This is a genomic window from Kribbella sp. NPDC058245, assembly GCF_042882005.1.
In the GTDB taxonomy this organism is placed as follows: Bacteria; Actinomycetota; Actinomycetes; order Propionibacteriales; family Kribbellaceae; genus Kribbella.
Window position 1 is genome coordinate 477,222 of the sequence record NZ_JBHVWY010000001.1, and the last position, 16,095, is coordinate 493,316.

Annotated in this window: 20 protein-coding genes; 11 read left to right on the plus strand and 9 right to left on the minus strand. The window is 67.2% G+C overall.

Going from position 1 to position 16,095, the window contains the following annotated elements; genetic code table 11:
* Nucleotides 1–102 precede the first annotated feature (102 nt).
* Both ACFVWG_RS02285 and ACFVWG_RS02290 read right to left on the minus strand, forming a co-directional pair.
* Nucleotides 103–399 carry a putative quinol monooxygenase gene (locus ACFVWG_RS02285; RefSeq protein ID WP_391541309.1) on the minus strand — a complete coding sequence of 99 codons (297 nt, stop codon included), beginning with the start codon at nucleotides 397–399 and terminating at the stop codon, nucleotides 103–105.
* An 86-nt stretch (nucleotides 400–485) separates the two neighbouring features.
* Nucleotides 486–1,307, minus strand: a complete 822-nt coding sequence (locus ACFVWG_RS02290) for an alpha/beta hydrolase family protein (protein ID WP_391541310.1) — start codon at nucleotides 1,305–1,307, stop codon at nucleotides 486–488.
* 124 nt (nucleotides 1,308–1,431) lie between these two features.
* On the opposite strand from ACFVWG_RS02290, the gene ACFVWG_RS02295 reads away from it, so the two are divergent.
* Nucleotides 1,432–2,226: a class I SAM-dependent methyltransferase gene (locus tag ACFVWG_RS02295; protein ID WP_391541311.1), complete on the plus strand. Its 795-nt coding sequence runs from the start codon at nucleotides 1,432–1,434 to the stop codon at nucleotides 2,224–2,226.
* A gap of 1 nt (nucleotide 2,227) precedes the next feature.
* On the opposite strand, the gene ACFVWG_RS02300 is transcribed toward ACFVWG_RS02295, so the two are convergent.
* The 3 genes from ACFVWG_RS02300 to ACFVWG_RS02310 all read right to left on the minus strand — a co-directional run bounded on the left by ACFVWG_RS02300 (nucleotide 2,228) and on the right by ACFVWG_RS02310 (nucleotide 4,955).
* On the minus strand, nucleotides 2,228–2,584 hold the full coding sequence (locus tag ACFVWG_RS02300; RefSeq protein ID WP_391541312.1) for a VOC family protein: 357 nt from the start codon (nucleotides 2,582–2,584) through the stop codon (nucleotides 2,228–2,230).
* Between the two features lie 25 nt (nucleotides 2,585–2,609).
* Nucleotides 2,610–3,437, minus strand: coding sequence for a TrmH family RNA methyltransferase (locus tag ACFVWG_RS02305; RefSeq protein WP_391541313.1), 828 nt, complete (start codon nucleotides 3,435–3,437; stop codon nucleotides 2,610–2,612).
* A gap of 315 nt (nucleotides 3,438–3,752) precedes the next feature.
* Nucleotides 3,753–4,955, minus strand: a complete 1,203-nt coding sequence (locus ACFVWG_RS02310) for a TerC family protein (RefSeq protein WP_391541314.1) — start codon at nucleotides 4,953–4,955, stop codon at nucleotides 3,753–3,755.
* A gap of 102 nt (nucleotides 4,956–5,057) precedes the next feature.
* Here ACFVWG_RS02310 and ACFVWG_RS02315 point away from each other — a divergent pair, with 102 nt between their 5' ends.
* Both ACFVWG_RS02315 and ACFVWG_RS02320 read left to right on the plus strand, forming a co-directional pair.
* A complete protein-coding gene (locus ACFVWG_RS02315) occupies nucleotides 5,058–5,666 on the plus strand; it encodes a TetR/AcrR family transcriptional regulator (RefSeq protein WP_391541315.1) in 609 nt (202 codons plus the stop codon).
* An 80-nt stretch (nucleotides 5,667–5,746) separates the two neighbouring features.
* Nucleotides 5,747–7,243, plus strand: a complete 1,497-nt coding sequence (locus ACFVWG_RS02320; RefSeq protein ID WP_391541316.1) for an FAD-dependent monooxygenase — start codon at nucleotides 5,747–5,749, stop codon at nucleotides 7,241–7,243.
* Here ACFVWG_RS02320 and ACFVWG_RS02325 read toward each other — a convergent pair.
* On the minus strand, nucleotides 7,210–7,767 hold the full coding sequence (locus ACFVWG_RS02325; RefSeq protein WP_391541317.1) for a helix-turn-helix domain-containing protein: 558 nt from the start codon (nucleotides 7,765–7,767) through the stop codon (nucleotides 7,210–7,212). The genes ACFVWG_RS02320 and ACFVWG_RS02325 overlap by 34 nt on opposite strands.
* Before the next feature lie 39 nt (nucleotides 7,768–7,806).
* Between ACFVWG_RS02325 and ACFVWG_RS02330 the strand changes: the two genes are divergently transcribed.
* Entirely contained in the window at nucleotides 7,807–8,322 is a 516-nt protein-coding gene (locus ACFVWG_RS02330; protein ID WP_391541318.1) for an arsinothricin resistance N-acetyltransferase ArsN1 family B, read from the plus strand.
* Here the strand turns inward: ACFVWG_RS02330 and ACFVWG_RS02335 are convergent.
* Nucleotides 8,319–8,909, minus strand: a complete 591-nt coding sequence (locus tag ACFVWG_RS02335) for a M15 family metallopeptidase (RefSeq protein ID WP_391541319.1) — start codon at nucleotides 8,907–8,909, stop codon at nucleotides 8,319–8,321. The genes ACFVWG_RS02330 and ACFVWG_RS02335 overlap by 4 nt on opposite strands.
* Before the next feature lie 87 nt (nucleotides 8,910–8,996).
* Here ACFVWG_RS02335 and ACFVWG_RS02340 point away from each other — a divergent pair, with 87 nt between their 5' ends.
* The gene (locus tag ACFVWG_RS02340; protein WP_391541320.1) at nucleotides 8,997–9,659 is read left to right on the plus strand and encodes a response regulator transcription factor; all 663 of its coding nucleotides are present in this window, start codon (nucleotides 8,997–8,999) and stop codon (nucleotides 9,657–9,659) included.
* On the plus strand, nucleotides 9,656–10,750 hold the full coding sequence (locus ACFVWG_RS02345; protein ID WP_391541321.1) for a sensor histidine kinase: 1,095 nt from the start codon (nucleotides 9,656–9,658) through the stop codon (nucleotides 10,748–10,750). The genes ACFVWG_RS02340 and ACFVWG_RS02345 overlap by 4 nt, the downstream gene beginning before the upstream one ends.
* A gap of 227 nt (nucleotides 10,751–10,977) precedes the next feature.
* Here the strand turns inward: ACFVWG_RS02345 and ACFVWG_RS02350 are convergent, their stop codons facing one another.
* On the minus strand, nucleotides 10,978–11,433 hold the full coding sequence (locus ACFVWG_RS02350) for a GNAT family N-acetyltransferase (protein WP_391541322.1): 456 nt from the start codon (nucleotides 11,431–11,433) through the stop codon (nucleotides 10,978–10,980).
* 54 nt (nucleotides 11,434–11,487) lie between these two features.
* Here ACFVWG_RS02350 and ACFVWG_RS02355 point away from each other — a divergent pair, with 54 nt between their 5' ends.
* Entirely contained in the window at nucleotides 11,488–11,973 is a 486-nt protein-coding gene (locus ACFVWG_RS02355) for a GNAT family N-acetyltransferase (RefSeq protein WP_391541323.1), read from the plus strand.
* Between the two features lie 54 nt (nucleotides 11,974–12,027).
* On the opposite strand, the gene ACFVWG_RS02360 is transcribed toward ACFVWG_RS02355, so the two are convergent.
* On the minus strand, nucleotides 12,028–12,852 hold the full coding sequence (locus ACFVWG_RS02360) for a M23 family metallopeptidase (protein ID WP_391541324.1): 825 nt from the start codon (nucleotides 12,850–12,852) through the stop codon (nucleotides 12,028–12,030).
* Between the two features lie 384 nt (nucleotides 12,853–13,236).
* Here ACFVWG_RS02360 and ACFVWG_RS02365 point away from each other — a divergent pair, with 384 nt between their 5' ends.
* From ACFVWG_RS02365 to ACFVWG_RS02380, 4 genes are all read left to right on the plus strand, one after another.
* The gene (locus ACFVWG_RS02365) at nucleotides 13,237–13,311 is read left to right on the plus strand and encodes a putative leader peptide (RefSeq protein ID WP_355460830.1); all 75 of its coding nucleotides are present in this window, start codon (nucleotides 13,237–13,239) and stop codon (nucleotides 13,309–13,311) included.
* A 97-nt stretch (nucleotides 13,312–13,408) separates the two neighbouring features.
* Entirely contained in the window at nucleotides 13,409–14,359 is a 951-nt protein-coding gene (locus tag ACFVWG_RS02370; protein WP_391541325.1) for an amino acid ABC transporter permease, read from the plus strand.
* Complete coding sequence (locus ACFVWG_RS02375) at nucleotides 14,356–15,117, plus strand: amino acid ABC transporter ATP-binding protein (RefSeq protein WP_391541326.1); 762 nt, start codon at nucleotides 14,356–14,358, stop codon at nucleotides 15,115–15,117. Before ACFVWG_RS02370 ends, ACFVWG_RS02375 begins: the two co-directional genes overlap by 4 nt.
* A gap of 10 nt (nucleotides 15,118–15,127) precedes the next feature.
* Nucleotides 15,128–16,093, plus strand: coding sequence for an ABC transporter substrate-binding protein (locus tag ACFVWG_RS02380; protein ID WP_391541327.1), 966 nt, complete (start codon nucleotides 15,128–15,130; stop codon nucleotides 16,091–16,093).
* Nucleotides 16,094–16,095: the final 2 nt, after the last annotated feature.

Consider the following 16,095-nt stretch of genomic DNA (forward strand, 5'->3'; position numbering starts at 1 on the left):
GGTGGGGGGGGGGGGGGGTTGTGTCTGCTGGGGGGGGGGGGGGGGGGGGGGTTGGTTGTGGGGCCCCCCCCCCCCCCCCCCGGGCCTGCTCGGCCTGAGTGGTCACAGGCTGACCAGGAGTTCGTGGTCGTGCTCGACGAACTCCACGATCAGATCTGCGAACCGGCCGGCGATCAGTTCCTTGTACGCCGCCGATCCGGTGTGCGCGTCGTACGACGCCTGGTCCGCGAAGTGCTCGACGAACAGCAGGTAGTCCGGGTTCGCCGGGTGCCGGTAGACCCGGAACGACAGCGTGCCCTCCTCGACACCCGGGCCGAGCGGCGCGAACTCCTGAACGATCTCCTCGGCGGCCGCCTGGTTGCCGGGCTTGAGCTGGATGGGGAAAACCTTGGCCAACATGGAAAGTTCCTCCTGAAAGGGTTTGTTGAAAGCCCCTCAAGATTCGCCCTCAGGCCCCATCGCAGTCTGGCCACATCCGGACATGGTTAGGTGCGGGCGCGGAGCCGATCCGGCAACCCCGGCAAGTCCAGCCACTGCGCCAGGAACCGTGCCCGATCGCTGTACGCCGCCACCTCGTTGATCACGTGTCCGGTGTCGTACCACCGGAACTCCTTCGGTTCACTCCCCGCCGCGAAGAACTTCTCGCAGCTCTCCCGGCTCACGTTCTGGTCGAACCACGCCGACTGGAACAACAAGGCGGCCGGTGCCGCGTCCCCGACGAAGTGAACGCAGTCGTAAGGCTCCATCAACGCCAGCAGCGGTTCGTACTCGGCCGGCGTCATCGCCTCCCGCATCCGCCGGATCTCCGGGTACGACGTCTCCCGGTAGAACTGGCTCATCCCCGACATCCCCGAGTCGAACACGAAGCATCGGAACCGCTTGTCGATCCCGCTCACCGTGCCGGCCATCATCGCGCCCATCGAATGCCCGACGCAGCCCAGCCGATCCACGCCGTACGACGTGAGCAGGTCCGCCCCGCGCCGGATCGCGAAGATCGACTCGCGGAGATTCCGGACCGAGTCGCCGGTGTCCGCGATGGCCAGCGACAACGCGATCCCGCCGGCCTCGGCGACCTGGATCGCCTCCGGCAGGAACGCCTCCCGCCCGCCGGTCGAATGCTGATAGATCACCCCGGCCAGCTCGTCGCCGGCCAGCAGCGCGCCGGACGGGAAGACCAAGTAGCCCTCGACCCGCGAGCCCTCGGCGTTGTCGTAACTGCACCGGGTGAGCACCACCCCGTCGCGCTCGCCCAGGACGTCGGTGACCGGATTCAGCGGCAGCGCACTGTCATAGGAGAGATCAGGCATGTCATCAGGGATAGAAGCATTTGCTCCCGGCAACTAGCTTGTATCGCTATGTAAGACGATAGGTCTCATCTAGCAAGATTCAGGGGTAGCCTGAGGCGTGTCGCCGAGGGCAAAGGAGCCTGGGATGAATAACGTGTACACGCACGGCCACCACGAATCGGTACTGCGCTCGCACAGCTGGCGCACCGCGGAGAACTCCGCCGGCTACCTCCTCCCGCACCTGCGCCCTGGCATGTCGCTCCTCGACATCGGCGCCGGTCCCGGCACCATCACCGCCGACCTCGCCCGCCTGGTCGAGCCCGGCCGGGCCACCGCCCTCGAGGCCACCGATCAAGCTCTCGCCATCACCCGCGCGACCTTCGCCGACCTGGACATCGAGATCGACTTCGTCGTCGGGGACGTCCATGCGCTGGATCTCCCCGACGATGAGTACGACGTCGTCCACGCGCACCAGGTGTTGCAGCACGTCGCGGATCCGGTCCAGGCGCTGCGCGAGATGCGCCGAGTCTGCAAGCCGGGCGGGATTGTCGCCGCCCGCGACTCGGACTATCGCGCCTTCGCCTGGTACCCGAGGCTCCCCGAGCTCGACGAGTGGATGGAGCTCTACCAGCAGCTGGCGCGCGCCAACGGCGGCGAACCGGACGCGGGTCGCCAGCTGCTGTCGTGGGCGCTCGAGGCCGGCTTCGAGAAGGTCGACCCGACCGCGAGCAACTGGACCTTCGCCGACCCCGAGGGCCGCGCGTTCTGGGGTGGCATGTGGGCCGACCGGATCCTCCAGTCGGCGATGGCCGACCAGGCCCGCGCGTCCGGCGTACCGGAGGCAACGCTGGAAGGCATCTCCCAAGCGTGGCGTGCTTGGGCAGCGCGGCCGGATGGCTGGATCTCGATCCTGCACGGCGAGATCCTCTGCACAGCCTGACTCAGCGAGAGGCGAGGACGACGAGGTAGTCGTCCAGATCGCGCAACCAGAGTTCGTCGTGGCCGGCGTTCGGATTGTGGTGAATGTCGGTCTGGATCGTCGCCCCAGCCGCCCGCGCCCGGGCAGCCGCTGGCTCCAGGTCGTCGGTCGCGAACCACAGCGCGACGCCGTTCCCCAGTACCTGCTCGGGATCGCCGATCGTCCCGTGGTGATGACCGACGTCCAACCGGTGCAACTGCAGGATCAGTACGCCGTCCACCAGGAGCCGCTCGTATTCCGGTCCGCCGTGACCGCTCGCGGCTCCGAGGACTTCGCCGTACCAGGCACTGCTCTTCTCGACATCGCGCACGGCGATCATGGGTTGAGGTTGCATGCCCACGACGTTAGGCGGGCGGCGGCGTACCGGTCTTGAAGGAATGGGAACGCTGCCGGGAAACCTCATACAGTACGGCGGTCGCCGCGTTGGCCGCGTTGAGCGAACTCGCGGCGCCGGTGATCGGGATCCGGACCAGTACGTCGGCGGCGTCCTTCCAGGCGGAGCTCAACCCGTTGGTCTCGTTGCCGATCAGGACCAGTGCGGGCTGGGTGAAGTCGAAGTCGAAGACATCCACGGTCCCCGTCTCGTCGGTCCCGGCCATCACGATCGGGACGTCGGTACGGCGTACCCAGTCGATCACCTCGCGGTGTGACGGGACTCGAACCGCCGGCAGGGCGAAGAGCGAACCCGTGGTCGCGCGAACCGCCTTCGGGTCGTAGATGTCGGCCGCATGCCCGGTGACGATCAGGCCGGACGCACCAAAGGCATCAGCGGACCGGATGATCGAGCCGATGTTCCCCGGCCCGGTCGGCCGGTCGAAGACCACGCCGAGGAAGTCGGGGCCGACCGGGATCCGGTCGAGATCGTCGGCCGGCATCTCCACGACGGCGATCAACTCGGGCTCGTCCTTCTCGCCAAGCTCAGCAAGCAACGCCGGCTCCATCGCCACCCGCTCAACCCCAGGCAGCCGCGTCAACAACTCGCGAGCCCACGTGGACAACGGCCGAGCGGCGTCATGGATCACCGCCCGGATCGGCCAGCCGTGGTCCACAGCCAACGAGATCGGCCGCACCCCATGAACGAGAAACTCCCCGGCCCGCTGCCGCTTGTTCCGATTCCCCAAATACGACTGCCACACCTGGAACCGGGCGTTCCGCGTAGAGATCCGCTGCACCCACCCACCCTAGTCCGCCCCTAACGTCCGAAGACCCGGAGACGGGCCCTCCGCTCCTTCGGACGTTGTGGGGGAACGGTGGTTAACGTCCGAAGATGCGGAGACGGGCTCTCCGTTCCTTCGGACGTTGTGGACGTGCGGTGGTTAACGTCCGAAGACACGCTGACGACGTACTGCGGTTCTTCGGACGTTGTGGAAGAGCGGTCGTTAACGTCCGAAAACACGCTGACCACGTACTGCGTTCCTTCGGACGCTGTGGACGCGCGGTGGTTAACGTCCGAAGCGCCGGAGACGGGCCCTCCGGTCTTTCGGACGTTAGGGCTGGATGTAGCCCTTGGTGTGGCCGGCGTGGAGGGTGGCGTGGGTTTCGGCTACCTGGTGGCAGAGGGCCAGGAGCTCGGGCTCGTTCTTTACTTGCTGGCGGGCCTTTGGGCCTAGGGCGACGATGTGGTCGCGGGCGCGGAGGAGGCGGAGGAAGATGCGCTCGCGCTCGCCCGGGTCGTCGGTGTACTCCACGTCCAGGTACGCCGTTGCGTCCCGGCGGATGTGGGCCATCGCGGTCTGGGTCCGCCCGCGGGTACTGAACAGGGACGCGAGGATGGTCAGCACCAGCACGACCAGGATCACCACCAGGGACAGGCCGGTGCTGATCTCGACGACCTCGATGTGTTCGCCGTCGTTGATGAACGGCAGGTTGTTCTCGTGCAGGGCGTGCAGGATCAGCTTGGCGCCGATGAAGGCCAGGATCACCGCCAGCCCGAAGGACAGGTAGATCAGCCGGTCGAGCAGGCCGTCGAGCAGGAAGTACAGCTGGCGCAGACCGAGCAGACTGAATGCCGTCGCGGTGAAGACGACGAAGACGTTCTGTGTCAGCCCGAAGATCGCCGGGATCGAGTCGAGCGCGAACATCAGGTCGGTCCCGCCGATGGCGACCATGACCAGCAGCATCGGGGTCATCAGCCGCTTGCCGTCCACCATCGTGAAGAGCTTGTCGTCGTCGAACTCGGGGCTGGTCCGGAACATCCGGCGGGCCAGCCGGACCACGATGTTCTGCGCCTGGTGCGACTCCTCGGTCTCCGGCTTCAGCATGTTGCCGGCGGTGATCAGCAGCACGATGCCGAACAGGTAGAAGACCCAGGAGAACGAGTTCAGCAGCGCGGAGCCGAGGAAGATGAAGCCGGCCCGGGCGATCAGCGAGACCACGATGCCGACCAGCAGCACCTTCTGCTGGTTCTCCCGAGGTACCCGGAAGCTGGTCATGATGATCAGGAACACGAACAGGTTGTCGACCGAGAGTGCCTTCTCGGTGACGTAGCCGGCGAAGTACTCCGACCCCATCGCCGAGCCGCCCAGGACGAGTGTCCCGACTCCGAACAGCACCGCGATCCCGACGTACAGGGCGGACCAGACCGCGGCCTCGCGCAGTGTCGGCACGTGCGCCGACCGGACGTGGAAGAAGTAGTCGAACAGCAGCAGCCCGACAATCCCGAGCAGGGTCAACACCCAGGCCAGCGTCATGGGGCCAGCCAATCACGCCGGTGTCCGTGGACACGCCACCTTCAGGAAATTTGCCTGAAAGGCATCTTTGCCTAAAGGGCAAGTTTGTGTAGAGTCAGTGGCATGACCGAGGGACTGCGGGAGCGGAAGAAGCGGGAGACCCGGATCGCGCTCAGCTGGGCGGCGGTCCGGCTGGTGGTGGAGCGTGGCTACGGCAACGTGAAGCTCGAAGACATCGCTGCCGAGGCCGGGGTCTCGCTCCGCACGTTCCGCAACTACTTCAACAGCAAGGCCGAGGCGATCGCGGCCCGGCAGGTCGACCGCGGTCATGCGGTCAACGAAGCGCTCCGCGAGCGACCGGCGGACGAGCCCTTGTGGGACGCGGTTCGCGCCGCGGTCGCGGCCGGCTTCGCGCTCGGCGAAGAAGGTTCCGGCGGCCTGCAGTTGCCGGACGAGTCTTGGCTCGCCGGTGTCCGGCTGATGGTGGCCGAGCCGGCCCTGCAAGGTGCGATGGCGGGTGCGCAGGCGGCGGTCACCGAGGAGCTGGTCGGGATCGTCGCCGAGCGGACCGGTGCCACCGGCATCTATCCACGACTGGTCGCCGAGGTCATCGGCTCCGCGCAGTTGGTCGCGACGCACGAATGGCTGCGGGCCGATCCGCCGCGGTCGATGTTCGAGCTGTTCCACGAGGTTCTGGACCGGATCACCGCCGGTCTCCCCGAACCCTCCTAAATCGCACTTCATCAACCCCTGGCCACCCGCCGGGGCACTGAGTCCTGCCTAAAAGTCCTGCCCAGAAAGGGAGAACCGCCATGGATGCCGACGTCATCATCGCCGGAGCCGGTCCGAACGGACTGCTTCTCGCCGCCGAACTGCGCCTCGCCGGAGCCCGTCCGATCGTCCTCGAACGGCTCCCCGAACGCAGCAACGAACAGCGCGCCAACGGCCTGGTCGGCCAGGTTGCCCGTGCCCTCGACCGCCGCGGTCTCGCCGAACCTCTCGGCGGCGACCCGGGCGGACCGATCCCGCGGCCGGAGTACATCTTCGCCGCGATGCGTCTGCCGCTGCAGCTGATCGAGGACAACCCGATCTACATCCTGCCGTCGCCGCAGCCGAAGATCGAGGCGGTCATGGAGGAGCGTGCGCTCGAGCTCGGCGCCGAGCTCCGCCGCGGTCACGAGCTGGCCGGTTTCACCCAGGATGCCGACGGCGTCACCGTCGAGGTCAGTGGTCCCGAGGGCCCGTACATCCTGCGCGCCAAGTTCCTCGTCGGCGCCGACGGTGGCCGCAGCCTGACCCGGAAACTCGCCGGGATCGACTTCGTCGGCGTGACCAACGATGCGATGGTCTCCCGGCTCGGCCACGCCAGCGTCCCCGCCGAGTACTTCGACCGGGCGACCGGCGTACTGCGGATTCCCGGGTACGGCGAGATCCGGCCGTTCATGCATCACCGCTCGGACCACGGCCTGTTCGTCTACGCGCCCTTCCCGGGTCGGGAGCCGCTGGTCAGCACCGGCGAGTGGGACGAGCCGGGCACCAGTGAGATGAGCTTCGAGGAGCTTCAGGCAAGCGTCGACCGAGTGCTCGCCGTTCACCTCCCGCTGGTTCAGGAGTCCGAGTTTGTACGGCGGAATGTCGGCGGCAACACGCGAATCGCCGACCGGTTCCGGGTGGGCCGCGTACTGCTGGTCGGCGACGCCGCGCACGTGCACTCGGCGATGGGCGGTCCGGGGCTGAATCTCGGGCTGCAGGATGTTCTCAACCTGGGCTGGAAATTGGCCGCCGAGGTTCAGGGCTGGGCGCCTGAAGGGCTGCTCGACACCTATGAGTCCGAGCGCCGGCCTGTCGGTGAACGCGTGGTCCTGCAGACTCAGGCGCAGTCCGCCTTGATTGCCCCCGGCCCCGAAGTCACTGCCCTCCGCGCGGTCTTCGCCGAGCTGCTCACTGAACCCTCGACCGTCCAGCACATTGCGAACCTGATCTCCGGCGCGGACGTCCGGTACTTCGACGGTCCGCATCCGCTGATCGGCCGCTCGGTCCCCGACCTGACAGTGGACGGTGTCCGGCTGGCCGAGATCCTGCGCTCGGGTCGGCCCGTACTACTCGACCTGCTCGAGGGTTCGCCGTACCAGGTCGACAGCGACCGGGTCGACCTGGTCGCCGGGCGAGGTGAGAGGCAGGTCGCGATGCTGATCCGGCCCGATGGGTACGTCGCCTGGGCGGCGGACGACGGCGGCGATCAAGAGGGTCTCAACAATGCGCTGAGCAAGTGGTTTCAGGTGCGGAGCTTGACCAACGCAACGACGTAACGACAGGAGGTGTCGGTCGGATTGCGGAAGGTGGTGGGGGATGGTGCGCTCAGCTGCAGGCAATCGCCCGGGTTCAGCTGGTGCACCTCCTGTCCTTCGTGCAACTCCAACCGGCCCTCGAGGATCCACAACTGCTGGCTCTTGAAGATGTACGCGTCGGCCGGATAGGAGACCGAGGCGCCCGGCGGCAGCTCGACCTCGACCAGCTCGAGCGGGCCGTCGGTCACGGGGGACAAGGCGCGGCGCTGGTAGCCGGTGACCGGGTCTGTCCAGATCGGCTGGTCCGCTGCACGGCGAAGCAGGTCGCCGGTGTTCTCGGCTCGGGCGACGAGCTCCGACAGCGTCATCCCGAGGGCGCCGGAGAGCCGGCCGAGCAGGATCGCCGTCGGCTGGGCCTCGCCGCGCTCGATCTTGCCGATCATCGCGCGGGAGACGCCGGAGCGTTCGGCGAGCGCGTTGACGGACAGGTCCTGGGCGATCCGGGCGGCCTGCACGGTCGCGGCGAGCGAGTCGGAGAGATCCACGCTTGCCACTATAGCGGCACTTATGGCTACTATCGTCACATGATCAGAGATGCCGGCCCCGAGGATGCCGCGGCCTGTGCGGCGATCTACGCGCCCTATGTCACCGACACCACGATCACCTTCGAGATCGAGCCGCCGACGGCCGCGGAGATGGCGGTCCGGATCGAGCAGGCCCAGAAAACCCATGCCTGGCTGGTGATCGAGGACGCCGGCCGTGTGACCGGGTATGCGTACGCCGGCCCGATGAAGGCCCGAGCGGCGTACCGGTGGTCCTGTGAGGTGAGCGTCTACCTCGAGCTCGGCCGCCGCCGTACCGGAGCGGGACGGGCGCTCTACGAGGCGTTGTTCGAGCGGTTGATCGCCCGCGGGTACCGGACGGCGATTGCCGGGATGACGTTGCCGAACGACGCCAGCGTCGGACTGCACACGGCCCTTGGGTTCGAGCCGATCGGCACCTACCGCGAGATCGGCTGGAAACTCGGTGGCTGGCACGACGTGGCCTGGGCGCAACGGCGGCTCGCCGTACTGGCTGATCCGCCGGCGGAACCCCGTTAGGAAGGTGTGGTCATCGGCGGGCAGTCGCCGCCGGGCGTGGTGACCAGTTCGAAGTGCCAGATCTCGTTGGAGTAGGTCTGGCAGAGGCCGTACCGGTTGCCCTTGCGGATCAGCCAGTCGTCGGCGTTGGTCGGGCCGATGTCGACCGCGTGGCCGGTGACGTGGTGCGACTCGTCCGGGTCGGCGACGTACTTCTTCGCCTTCTCCCGGCTGCCGTACTGCTTGATCGCCTTGTCCATCAGCTCGATCTGGTACTTCTTGCTCCGCCAGCCGGTGGTCACCTGCATCGGGATGCCGTCGGCCTTCATCGCCTTCTCGGCCTGCTGGACGGCCTTGCGCAGCTCGGGATCGAGCTTGCCGATCCCGGGCAGGTCGGTGTCGAAGGCGCTGGTCCCGGCCGGCAGCTTGCCGTCGGCCGCGCCCGGGAGTCCCTTGCCGCCACCCGACGACTTGCCGTGTGGGGTGCCGGGAGGGGCGGCGGCGTCGGTCTGGTCGGCCGCGCAGGCGGTCAGACCGAAACTGGTGACCGCGGCAACGATCACCAGCCCGGTGAGGGCAGTGGAGCGACGAGGTGTGGTTTCGATCATGCCGACAGTTCATCTGCTGCGATGTTGCCGGAGCGTCTAGGTTTCGGCATACGTTTTCGATACGTCCGGCCTGGTTCAATGGTCGGTATGCGGGTGCTGGTCGTGGAGGACGAGGTCTATCTCGCCGAGGCGATCCGGGCCGGCCTGCGGCTGGAGGCGATCGCGGCCGATCTCGCCTTCGACGGGCACGCGGCGCTCGAGGCGGTCGCGGTGAACGACTACGACGTGGTGGTGCTGGACCGCGACATCCCCGGCCCGAACGGTGACGAGGTCTGCCGGCAGATCGTTGCGCAGGGCATCGGTTGCCGGGTGCTGATGCTGACCGCGGCCGGTGACCTGGACGACAAGGTGACCGGGTTCGAGCTCGGCGCCGACGACTATTTGACCAAGCCGTTCGAGCTGCGGGAGCTGATCGTCCGGCTCCGTGCGCTGGTACGACGGCCTGCTGCCGCTACGCCGACTGTGATCGAGTACGCCGGTGTCCGCCTCGACCCGTTTCGCCGGGAGGTCTATCGGGGTGGAAGCTATGTGAAGCTCACCCGGAAGCAGTTCGCCGTACTGGAAGTGCTGATGACCGCACGGGGCGGGGTGATCAGCGCGGAAACCCTGCTGGAGAAGGCCTGGGACGAGAACGCCGACCCGTTCAGCAACGCGGTCCGGATCACGATCTCGGCCGTCCGGAAGCGGCTCGGTGATCCATGGGTCATTCACACCGTGCCGGGCGTTGGTTATCGGATGGGCGCATCATGACTTCGCCGTTGATGACCTGGCGGCCGCGGTTGACGGTTCGGCTGCGGCTGACCCTGAGCTACGCCGGGCTGCTGGTCGTCGCCGGTGGGGTGATGGCCTGCATCCTGTGGCTGGTCTTCCGGATCGTTCCGAACTATCCGTTCATGGCTGCCAACCCGCGGGATGAGCGGCCGGCCCCGACGCGCGGTGAGATTCTCGATCTGACGGTCAAGCTATCGGCGTACGCGATCGGTTTCCTGGCGGTGGTCGGCCTCGTCGGCGGCTGGTTCCTGGCCGGGCGGATGCTCAAACCGCTGCAGGAGATCACCGCGGCTGCCCAGCGGGCCTCCACCGGCGCGCTCGATCACCGGATCGGGCTGACCGGGATCCGCGATGAGTTCACAGACTTGTCGGACACGTTCGACGCGATGCTGGATCGGCTGCAGGCGTCGTTCGAGCAGTACCGGCGGTTCGCGGCCAACGCCTCACACGAGCTGCGGACGCCTCATGCGGTGATGAAGACGATGCTCGACGTCGCCCAGGCCGATCCCTCGCATCAGGACGTGCCTGAGCTGGTGAAACGCCTGGCCGAGACCAACCAGCGGGGGATCGATATCGTGGAGGCGCTGCTGAGCTTGGCCGCGCTGAACAACCGCGAGGTCGAGCTCGACCCGGTCGACCTGTCCGCCATCGTCCGTACGGCGCTCCCCGTGCTCACGTCCGAGGCGCGCGCGGCCGGGATCACGGTGGAGGTGGCTCTCGCCGAGTCTGTTGTCGAGGGCAACGAGATTCTCCTGCACCAAGTGGTCACGAACCTGGTCCAGAACGCCATCCGGCACAACCTCGGCCCCGGCGGCACGGTCGCGCTCGCCCTCACCCCAGGCGGCCTGATCGTCCGCAACACCGGCCCGGTCCTCGACCCGGCCCAGGTGCGTACCTTCACAGAACCCTTCGCCAAAGACCGCTACGGCGCCGGCCACGGCCTAGGCCTCGCCCTGGTCGCCCGCATCGTCGAAACCCACCGCGGCACCCTAGACCTCACCCCCAACCCCACCGGCGGCCTCACCGCCACAGTCACCCTCCCCACCGCTCCCCTCCTCGACTGTTGCTAGCGTCCGAAAACACGCCGACCACGTGCTGCGGTCTTTCGGACGCTGTGCGGGAGCTGTTGCTAGCGTCCGAAAACACGCCGACCACGTACTGCGTTCCTTCGGACGTTAGCGAGGGGCGGCGTAACGTCCGAACGTCCGGAGACGGGCTCTCCGATCCTTCGGACGTTAGCGCGAAGGGAGGCGTAACGTCCGAAGATTCGGAGGCGGGCTCTCCGGTCCTTCGGACGTTAGGTAGGTAGGGGGCGGGACCAGGCTACTTCGCGGTGGAGTTGGCCGGTTTGGGTGAAGAGGCGGACTTGGTGGGTGTCCGGGAGGGCGGCGGCCAGGGCTTGGCGGTCTGCGGGCTGGAAACCGAGTCGTTGCCAGAAGGGGCCGGATCGGCGGCTGAACAGCCAGGCTGAGCGCGCGCCCTGACGGGCTGCCTCGTCCAAGGCGAACCGGGCCAGCACGGTGCCATAGCCACCGCGGCGAGCATCCGGATGTACGGCGACGCTTCGGATCAGCGCGTGGTCCTGGTCGGTGCTGAGCTCGAACCCGGTACTGCCGATCACCGCGCCGGACTCGTCGCGGTCGATCCAGACCAGGACGCCGGGATCGTCGAGACCGCTCAGCGTCAGGTCTGCTTCCTTCAGGAACCGCGTCAGCGCTGCCCGATCCTCGGCGGTCACTACCTGGGTTCTCACAGCTCGAGTCTTTCATCGACCGGGGTGACCTCCCGGCTGGGTGACGATGGGGGGATGGGTGAGGTGACGGTGCGGTGGGCGGTTGCGGGGGACGCGGCGGTGCTGCTGGAGATCGAGCAGACGTCTTGGGACGGGTCGACCGGGTTCCCGTCGATGGTGGAGCGGATGGGCGACAACTTCTTCGCCAAGAGTGGGCCGGAGGTGCACCTGGTCGCGGAGGTCGACGGAGTCGTCGTGGGGTATCTGCGGCTGGAGAACAAGTACCCGTTCCCCGAGGGAGCCGGCGTACTGGCTGTCAACGGGCTCGCGGTGGCGCCGGCCGCGCGGGGTCAGGGTGCTGCGTCCGCGCTGCTGACGGCCGCGACCGAAGAGGCGGTCAGGCGGGACGCACGGAAGCTGAGCCTGCACGTGTTCGGCTCGAACACGACTGCGCGGCGGCTGTACGAGCGCCACGGATACGTCGTCGAGGCTACTCATTCCGCGGAGTTCGTGGTCGAGGGCCAGCCGATGGACGACGTCGTACTAGCGAAGCTGTTGTGAACGCGCGAAGGCGCCGCGCAGGGGAGCGCGACGCCTTCGGGGAGTGGTGCTGAACTACGGGGTGAGGCCGTGGGCGCGGAGCCAGGGCTCGGGGTTGATCGGGTTCTCGCCGTCGGGGAGGACCTCGAAGTGCACGTGCGGGCCGGTGGTGTTGCCGGTCATGCCGACTGCGCCGACCTGGCTGCCCGCGCTGACCGAGTCGCCGACGGAGACGTCGAACTCGGCCATGTGGCTGTACGACGTCACGGTGCCGTCCGCGTGCCGGACCTTCACCTGGCGGCCGTAGGCGCCTTCGAAGTCGGCCTGGATGACCTCGCCGGCCAGTACGGAACGAACAGGAGTCCCGTACGCCGTCGCGAAGTCGAGGCCGGTGTGGTTGTGGGCCCAGCGACCGCCGGCCTGGTTGAAGCGCGCGGTCAGGTGGTAGCCGGTGGTCGGGAGGACGATCTTCGGCGCGGCGTTCGCCTTCGCGATAGCAGCGGCCTTCGCGAGTGCGACGGCCTTCGCCTTGGCGTCAGCCTTGGCCTTGGCGGCGGCGAGCTTGACCGCCTGCGCCTTGGCGGCGGACAGGGCCAGCGCGCGACGGGTCGTCATGGCGCCCCGGGCCGCACGGTCCTGGTAGGCCTTCGCCTCGGCCAGCGACAGGCTGATCCGGCTGGTGTCCCGGGAGCCGAGGTCACGACGCTCGACACGGGCTGCGGTGAGAGCGTCGGCCTGTGAGGGGCTCAGTCCGGTGCTCGCGGTGGAGGCCTCGCCCACGGAGGCGGTGAGACCGATGGTGCCCGCGGTCGCGGCGAGGGCGGCGGTGAGACCGACCAGCTGCGTCCGGCGGCTGCTACTTCGTTGCTTGTTACGGGCCTTGGACCGATGTCTGGCCACAGGGTGAGAGGACACGATGGCCTTCCTTAGCGATCTAACGCTGTCAGGTGGGGGTAGTGCCGGGGCGAACTCCCTCGGCAACTCAACGACCATAACGACGAGATCACGGGCGCCTCAAATGCGGATTGCAACCGGATCACGGAATTCGGTCACGGTGAGCGACTGCCGTCCTCCGCCTCGTACCCGCTCAGGCGTGGCGTGTCGTGCCGGAAGCCGCGATCACCGCGTGACCGGGATCACCCAGGTTCTGGCCCTGGCACGCCCTCCGGAGCCGATATAAGGCGCCCAGATATTGAGATGTTTGTCCACTAACTTACTGATCTTTGAACTTCGTCCCATACTGGTTGAGACCGCAGATATCAGTGGCAAACGGAGGGAACGGGAATGACGCGCGCACTGCCGTACTACCGCCTCCACATCGACCTGCTGCGGGTCTCCAGCGCACTCTGTCGGCGCTGAGTACTCCTTAGTCATCCCTCGCACGGCCTGAGGCGTCCAGTGTCGGACGTCGGCGCAGCCGTGCTCGCGTAAGCCTGCCCACCGCCAGGGAGATTCCGTGTCGACTACTTCACTCACGTCCGAACAGGGCACCGCCGATCCACCACCGCCTGCTGGATTGGCCGATGCCGACCTGCCTGTCATCGGCCGGCGCCATCCGTGGCGCTGGGTCGGGGTCGCGGTCGTCCTGACGTTGCTCGCGATGTTCGTGCACGGCCTGGTCACCAACCCTGGTTGGGATTGGCCGACGTTCTTCCAGTTCTTCACCACCCGGACGATCTTCTCCGCGCTCTGGGTGACCATCCAGCTGACGGTCTACGGAACCGTGCTGGGGTTCGCACTCGGGGCCGTGGTGGCGACGATGCGCCTGTCCAGCAGTCCGTTTCTGCAGGTCGTTGCCTGGGGCTACATTTGGGCGTTCCGCTCGATCCCGCTGATCGTGCAGCTGCTGTTCTGGTTCAACATCGCTTACCTGTATCAGGAACTGAGCCTGGGAATCCCCTTCGGGCCGGAGTTCGTGCACTTCAGTACGAACAACCTGTTCGGTCCGCTCGGCGCTGCCGTACTGGGGCTGGCGTTGCATCAGGCCGCGTATGCGGCGGAGATCATCCGCGGCGGGATCATCTCGGTCGACGCCGGTCAGACGGAAGCCGCTGCGGCACTGGGGATTCCGAAGCTGCGGCAGTTCTTCCGGATCATCCTTCCGCAGGCGATGCGATCGATCCTGCCGAACGGCGCCAACGAGGTGATCAGCCTCTTCAAGGGCACGTCGATCGTCTCGGTGATGGCGATCCCCGAGCTCTTCTACCAGGTGCAGGTGATCTACGGCCGCAACAGCCGCGTCGTACCGCTGCTGATGGTCGCAACGGTGTGGTACATCGTCCTGACCACGCTGCTGTCGATCGCGCAGTTCTACGTCGAGCGCCACTTCGCCCGCGGTACGGCGAGGTCGTTGCCCCCGACACCTATTCAGCGGGTACGGCGTGTGCTGGCGGGGGTCGTCCGATGAGTGCCATGGTCGATATCAAGGGTGTGCACAAGAGCTTCGGGGAGCTCGAGGTCCTCAAGGGAGTGGATCTCGAGGTCCGGGCCGGCACCGTCACCGTGATCCTTGGCCCGTCGGGTTCCGGGAAGTCGACGTTGCTGCGGTCGATCAACCATCTGGAGAAGGTCGATCGTGGGCTGATCCGGATCGACGGCGAGCTGATGGGTTACAAGCGCCGCGGCGACAAGCTGTACGAGCTGCGTGAGCGCGAGATCCTGCACCAGCGGTCGCAGGTCGGGTTCGTGTTCCAGAACTTCAACCTGTTCGGGCATCTGACCGCGTTGCAGAACGTCGTCGAGGCGCCGGTCTCGGCGCAGCGCCGCAAGCGCAGCGAGGTCGAGCCCGTCGCCCGCGAACTGCTCGAGCGGGTCGGCGTCGGCGACAAGGCCGACGTGTACCCGCGGCAGCTCTCCGGCGGTCAGCAGCAGCGGGTCGCGATCGCTCGCGCGCTGGCGCTCAAGCCGAAGGTGCTGCTGTTCGACGAACCGACCAGCGCACTGGATCCGGAGCTCGTCGGTGAGGTGCTCGACGTGATCAAGGAGCTCGCCCGCGACGGTTCCACGATGGTCGTCGTCACCCACGAGATCGGCTTCGCCCGGGAGATCGCCGACACGGTGGTCTTCATCGACGGCGGCGTGATCGTCGAGTCGGGCCCACCGCACCAGGTGCTCGACAACCCCGTCCACGAGCGCACCCGCGCCTTCATCTCCAAAGTCCTCTGAGGAAAGTCACATGCGAAATCCCCTGCTTTTGAAAGGCACTGTCGTCGCTCTCGCCGCCGGACTGTTGTTCGCGGCAACCGCCTGCGGAGCCGACCCGACCACCAACGTCTCGGCCGAGACCGGTGGCGTGAACACCTCGGCCGACCAGAAGCGCGTCGAGGTGAAGAAGAACGACGCCGCGGCCGCGCTGCTCCCGGCGAAGGTCCGCGAGCGCGGCACCTTGATCGTCGGCAGCGGCCAAGGCAGCGGCAGTGTGCCGCTCGGCTTCTACGCCGACGACAACAAGACGCCGATCGGGCTCGAGATCGACATCGCTTATCTGCTCGCCGGTGAGCTCGGGCTGAAGCCGGAGATCGAGGTGACGAGCTGGGAGAACCTGTTCGTCGGTCTCGACTCGGCCAAGTACGACGTCGGCCTGACCAACATCACGGTCACCGAGAAGCGCAAGCAGAAGTACGACTTCGCGACGTACCGCAAGGACGACATCGCGTTCGAGGCGAAGAAGGGCGGAACCTGGCGGGTGACGTCGGGCAAGGACATCGCCGGGAAGACGATCGCGGTCGGGTCCGGGACGAACCAGGAGAAGATCCTGGTCGACTGGAACGAGCAGAACATCAAGGCCGGGTTGCCGGCGGCAACGATCAAGTACTTCCAGAAGAACACCGACACCTACCTGGCGCTGAGCTCGGGCCGGATCGACGGCTACTTCGGACCGAACCCGTCGATCGCGTACCACATCAAGACGTCGGGCGAGACCGAGTCGATCGGGAAGTTCTCCGGCGCGGGACCGACGCTGCAGGGGCTGATCGCGGCGACGACGAAGAAGGACAGCGGGCTCGTCAAGGCCTACCAGGCCGCGCTGAACGCCGCCATCGCCGACGGCAGCTACGCCAAGGTCCTCGACCGCTGGAACGTCGCGAGTGAGGCCGTCGAGAAGTCGGAGATCAATCCGCCCGGCCTGCCGATCACGGACTGAGG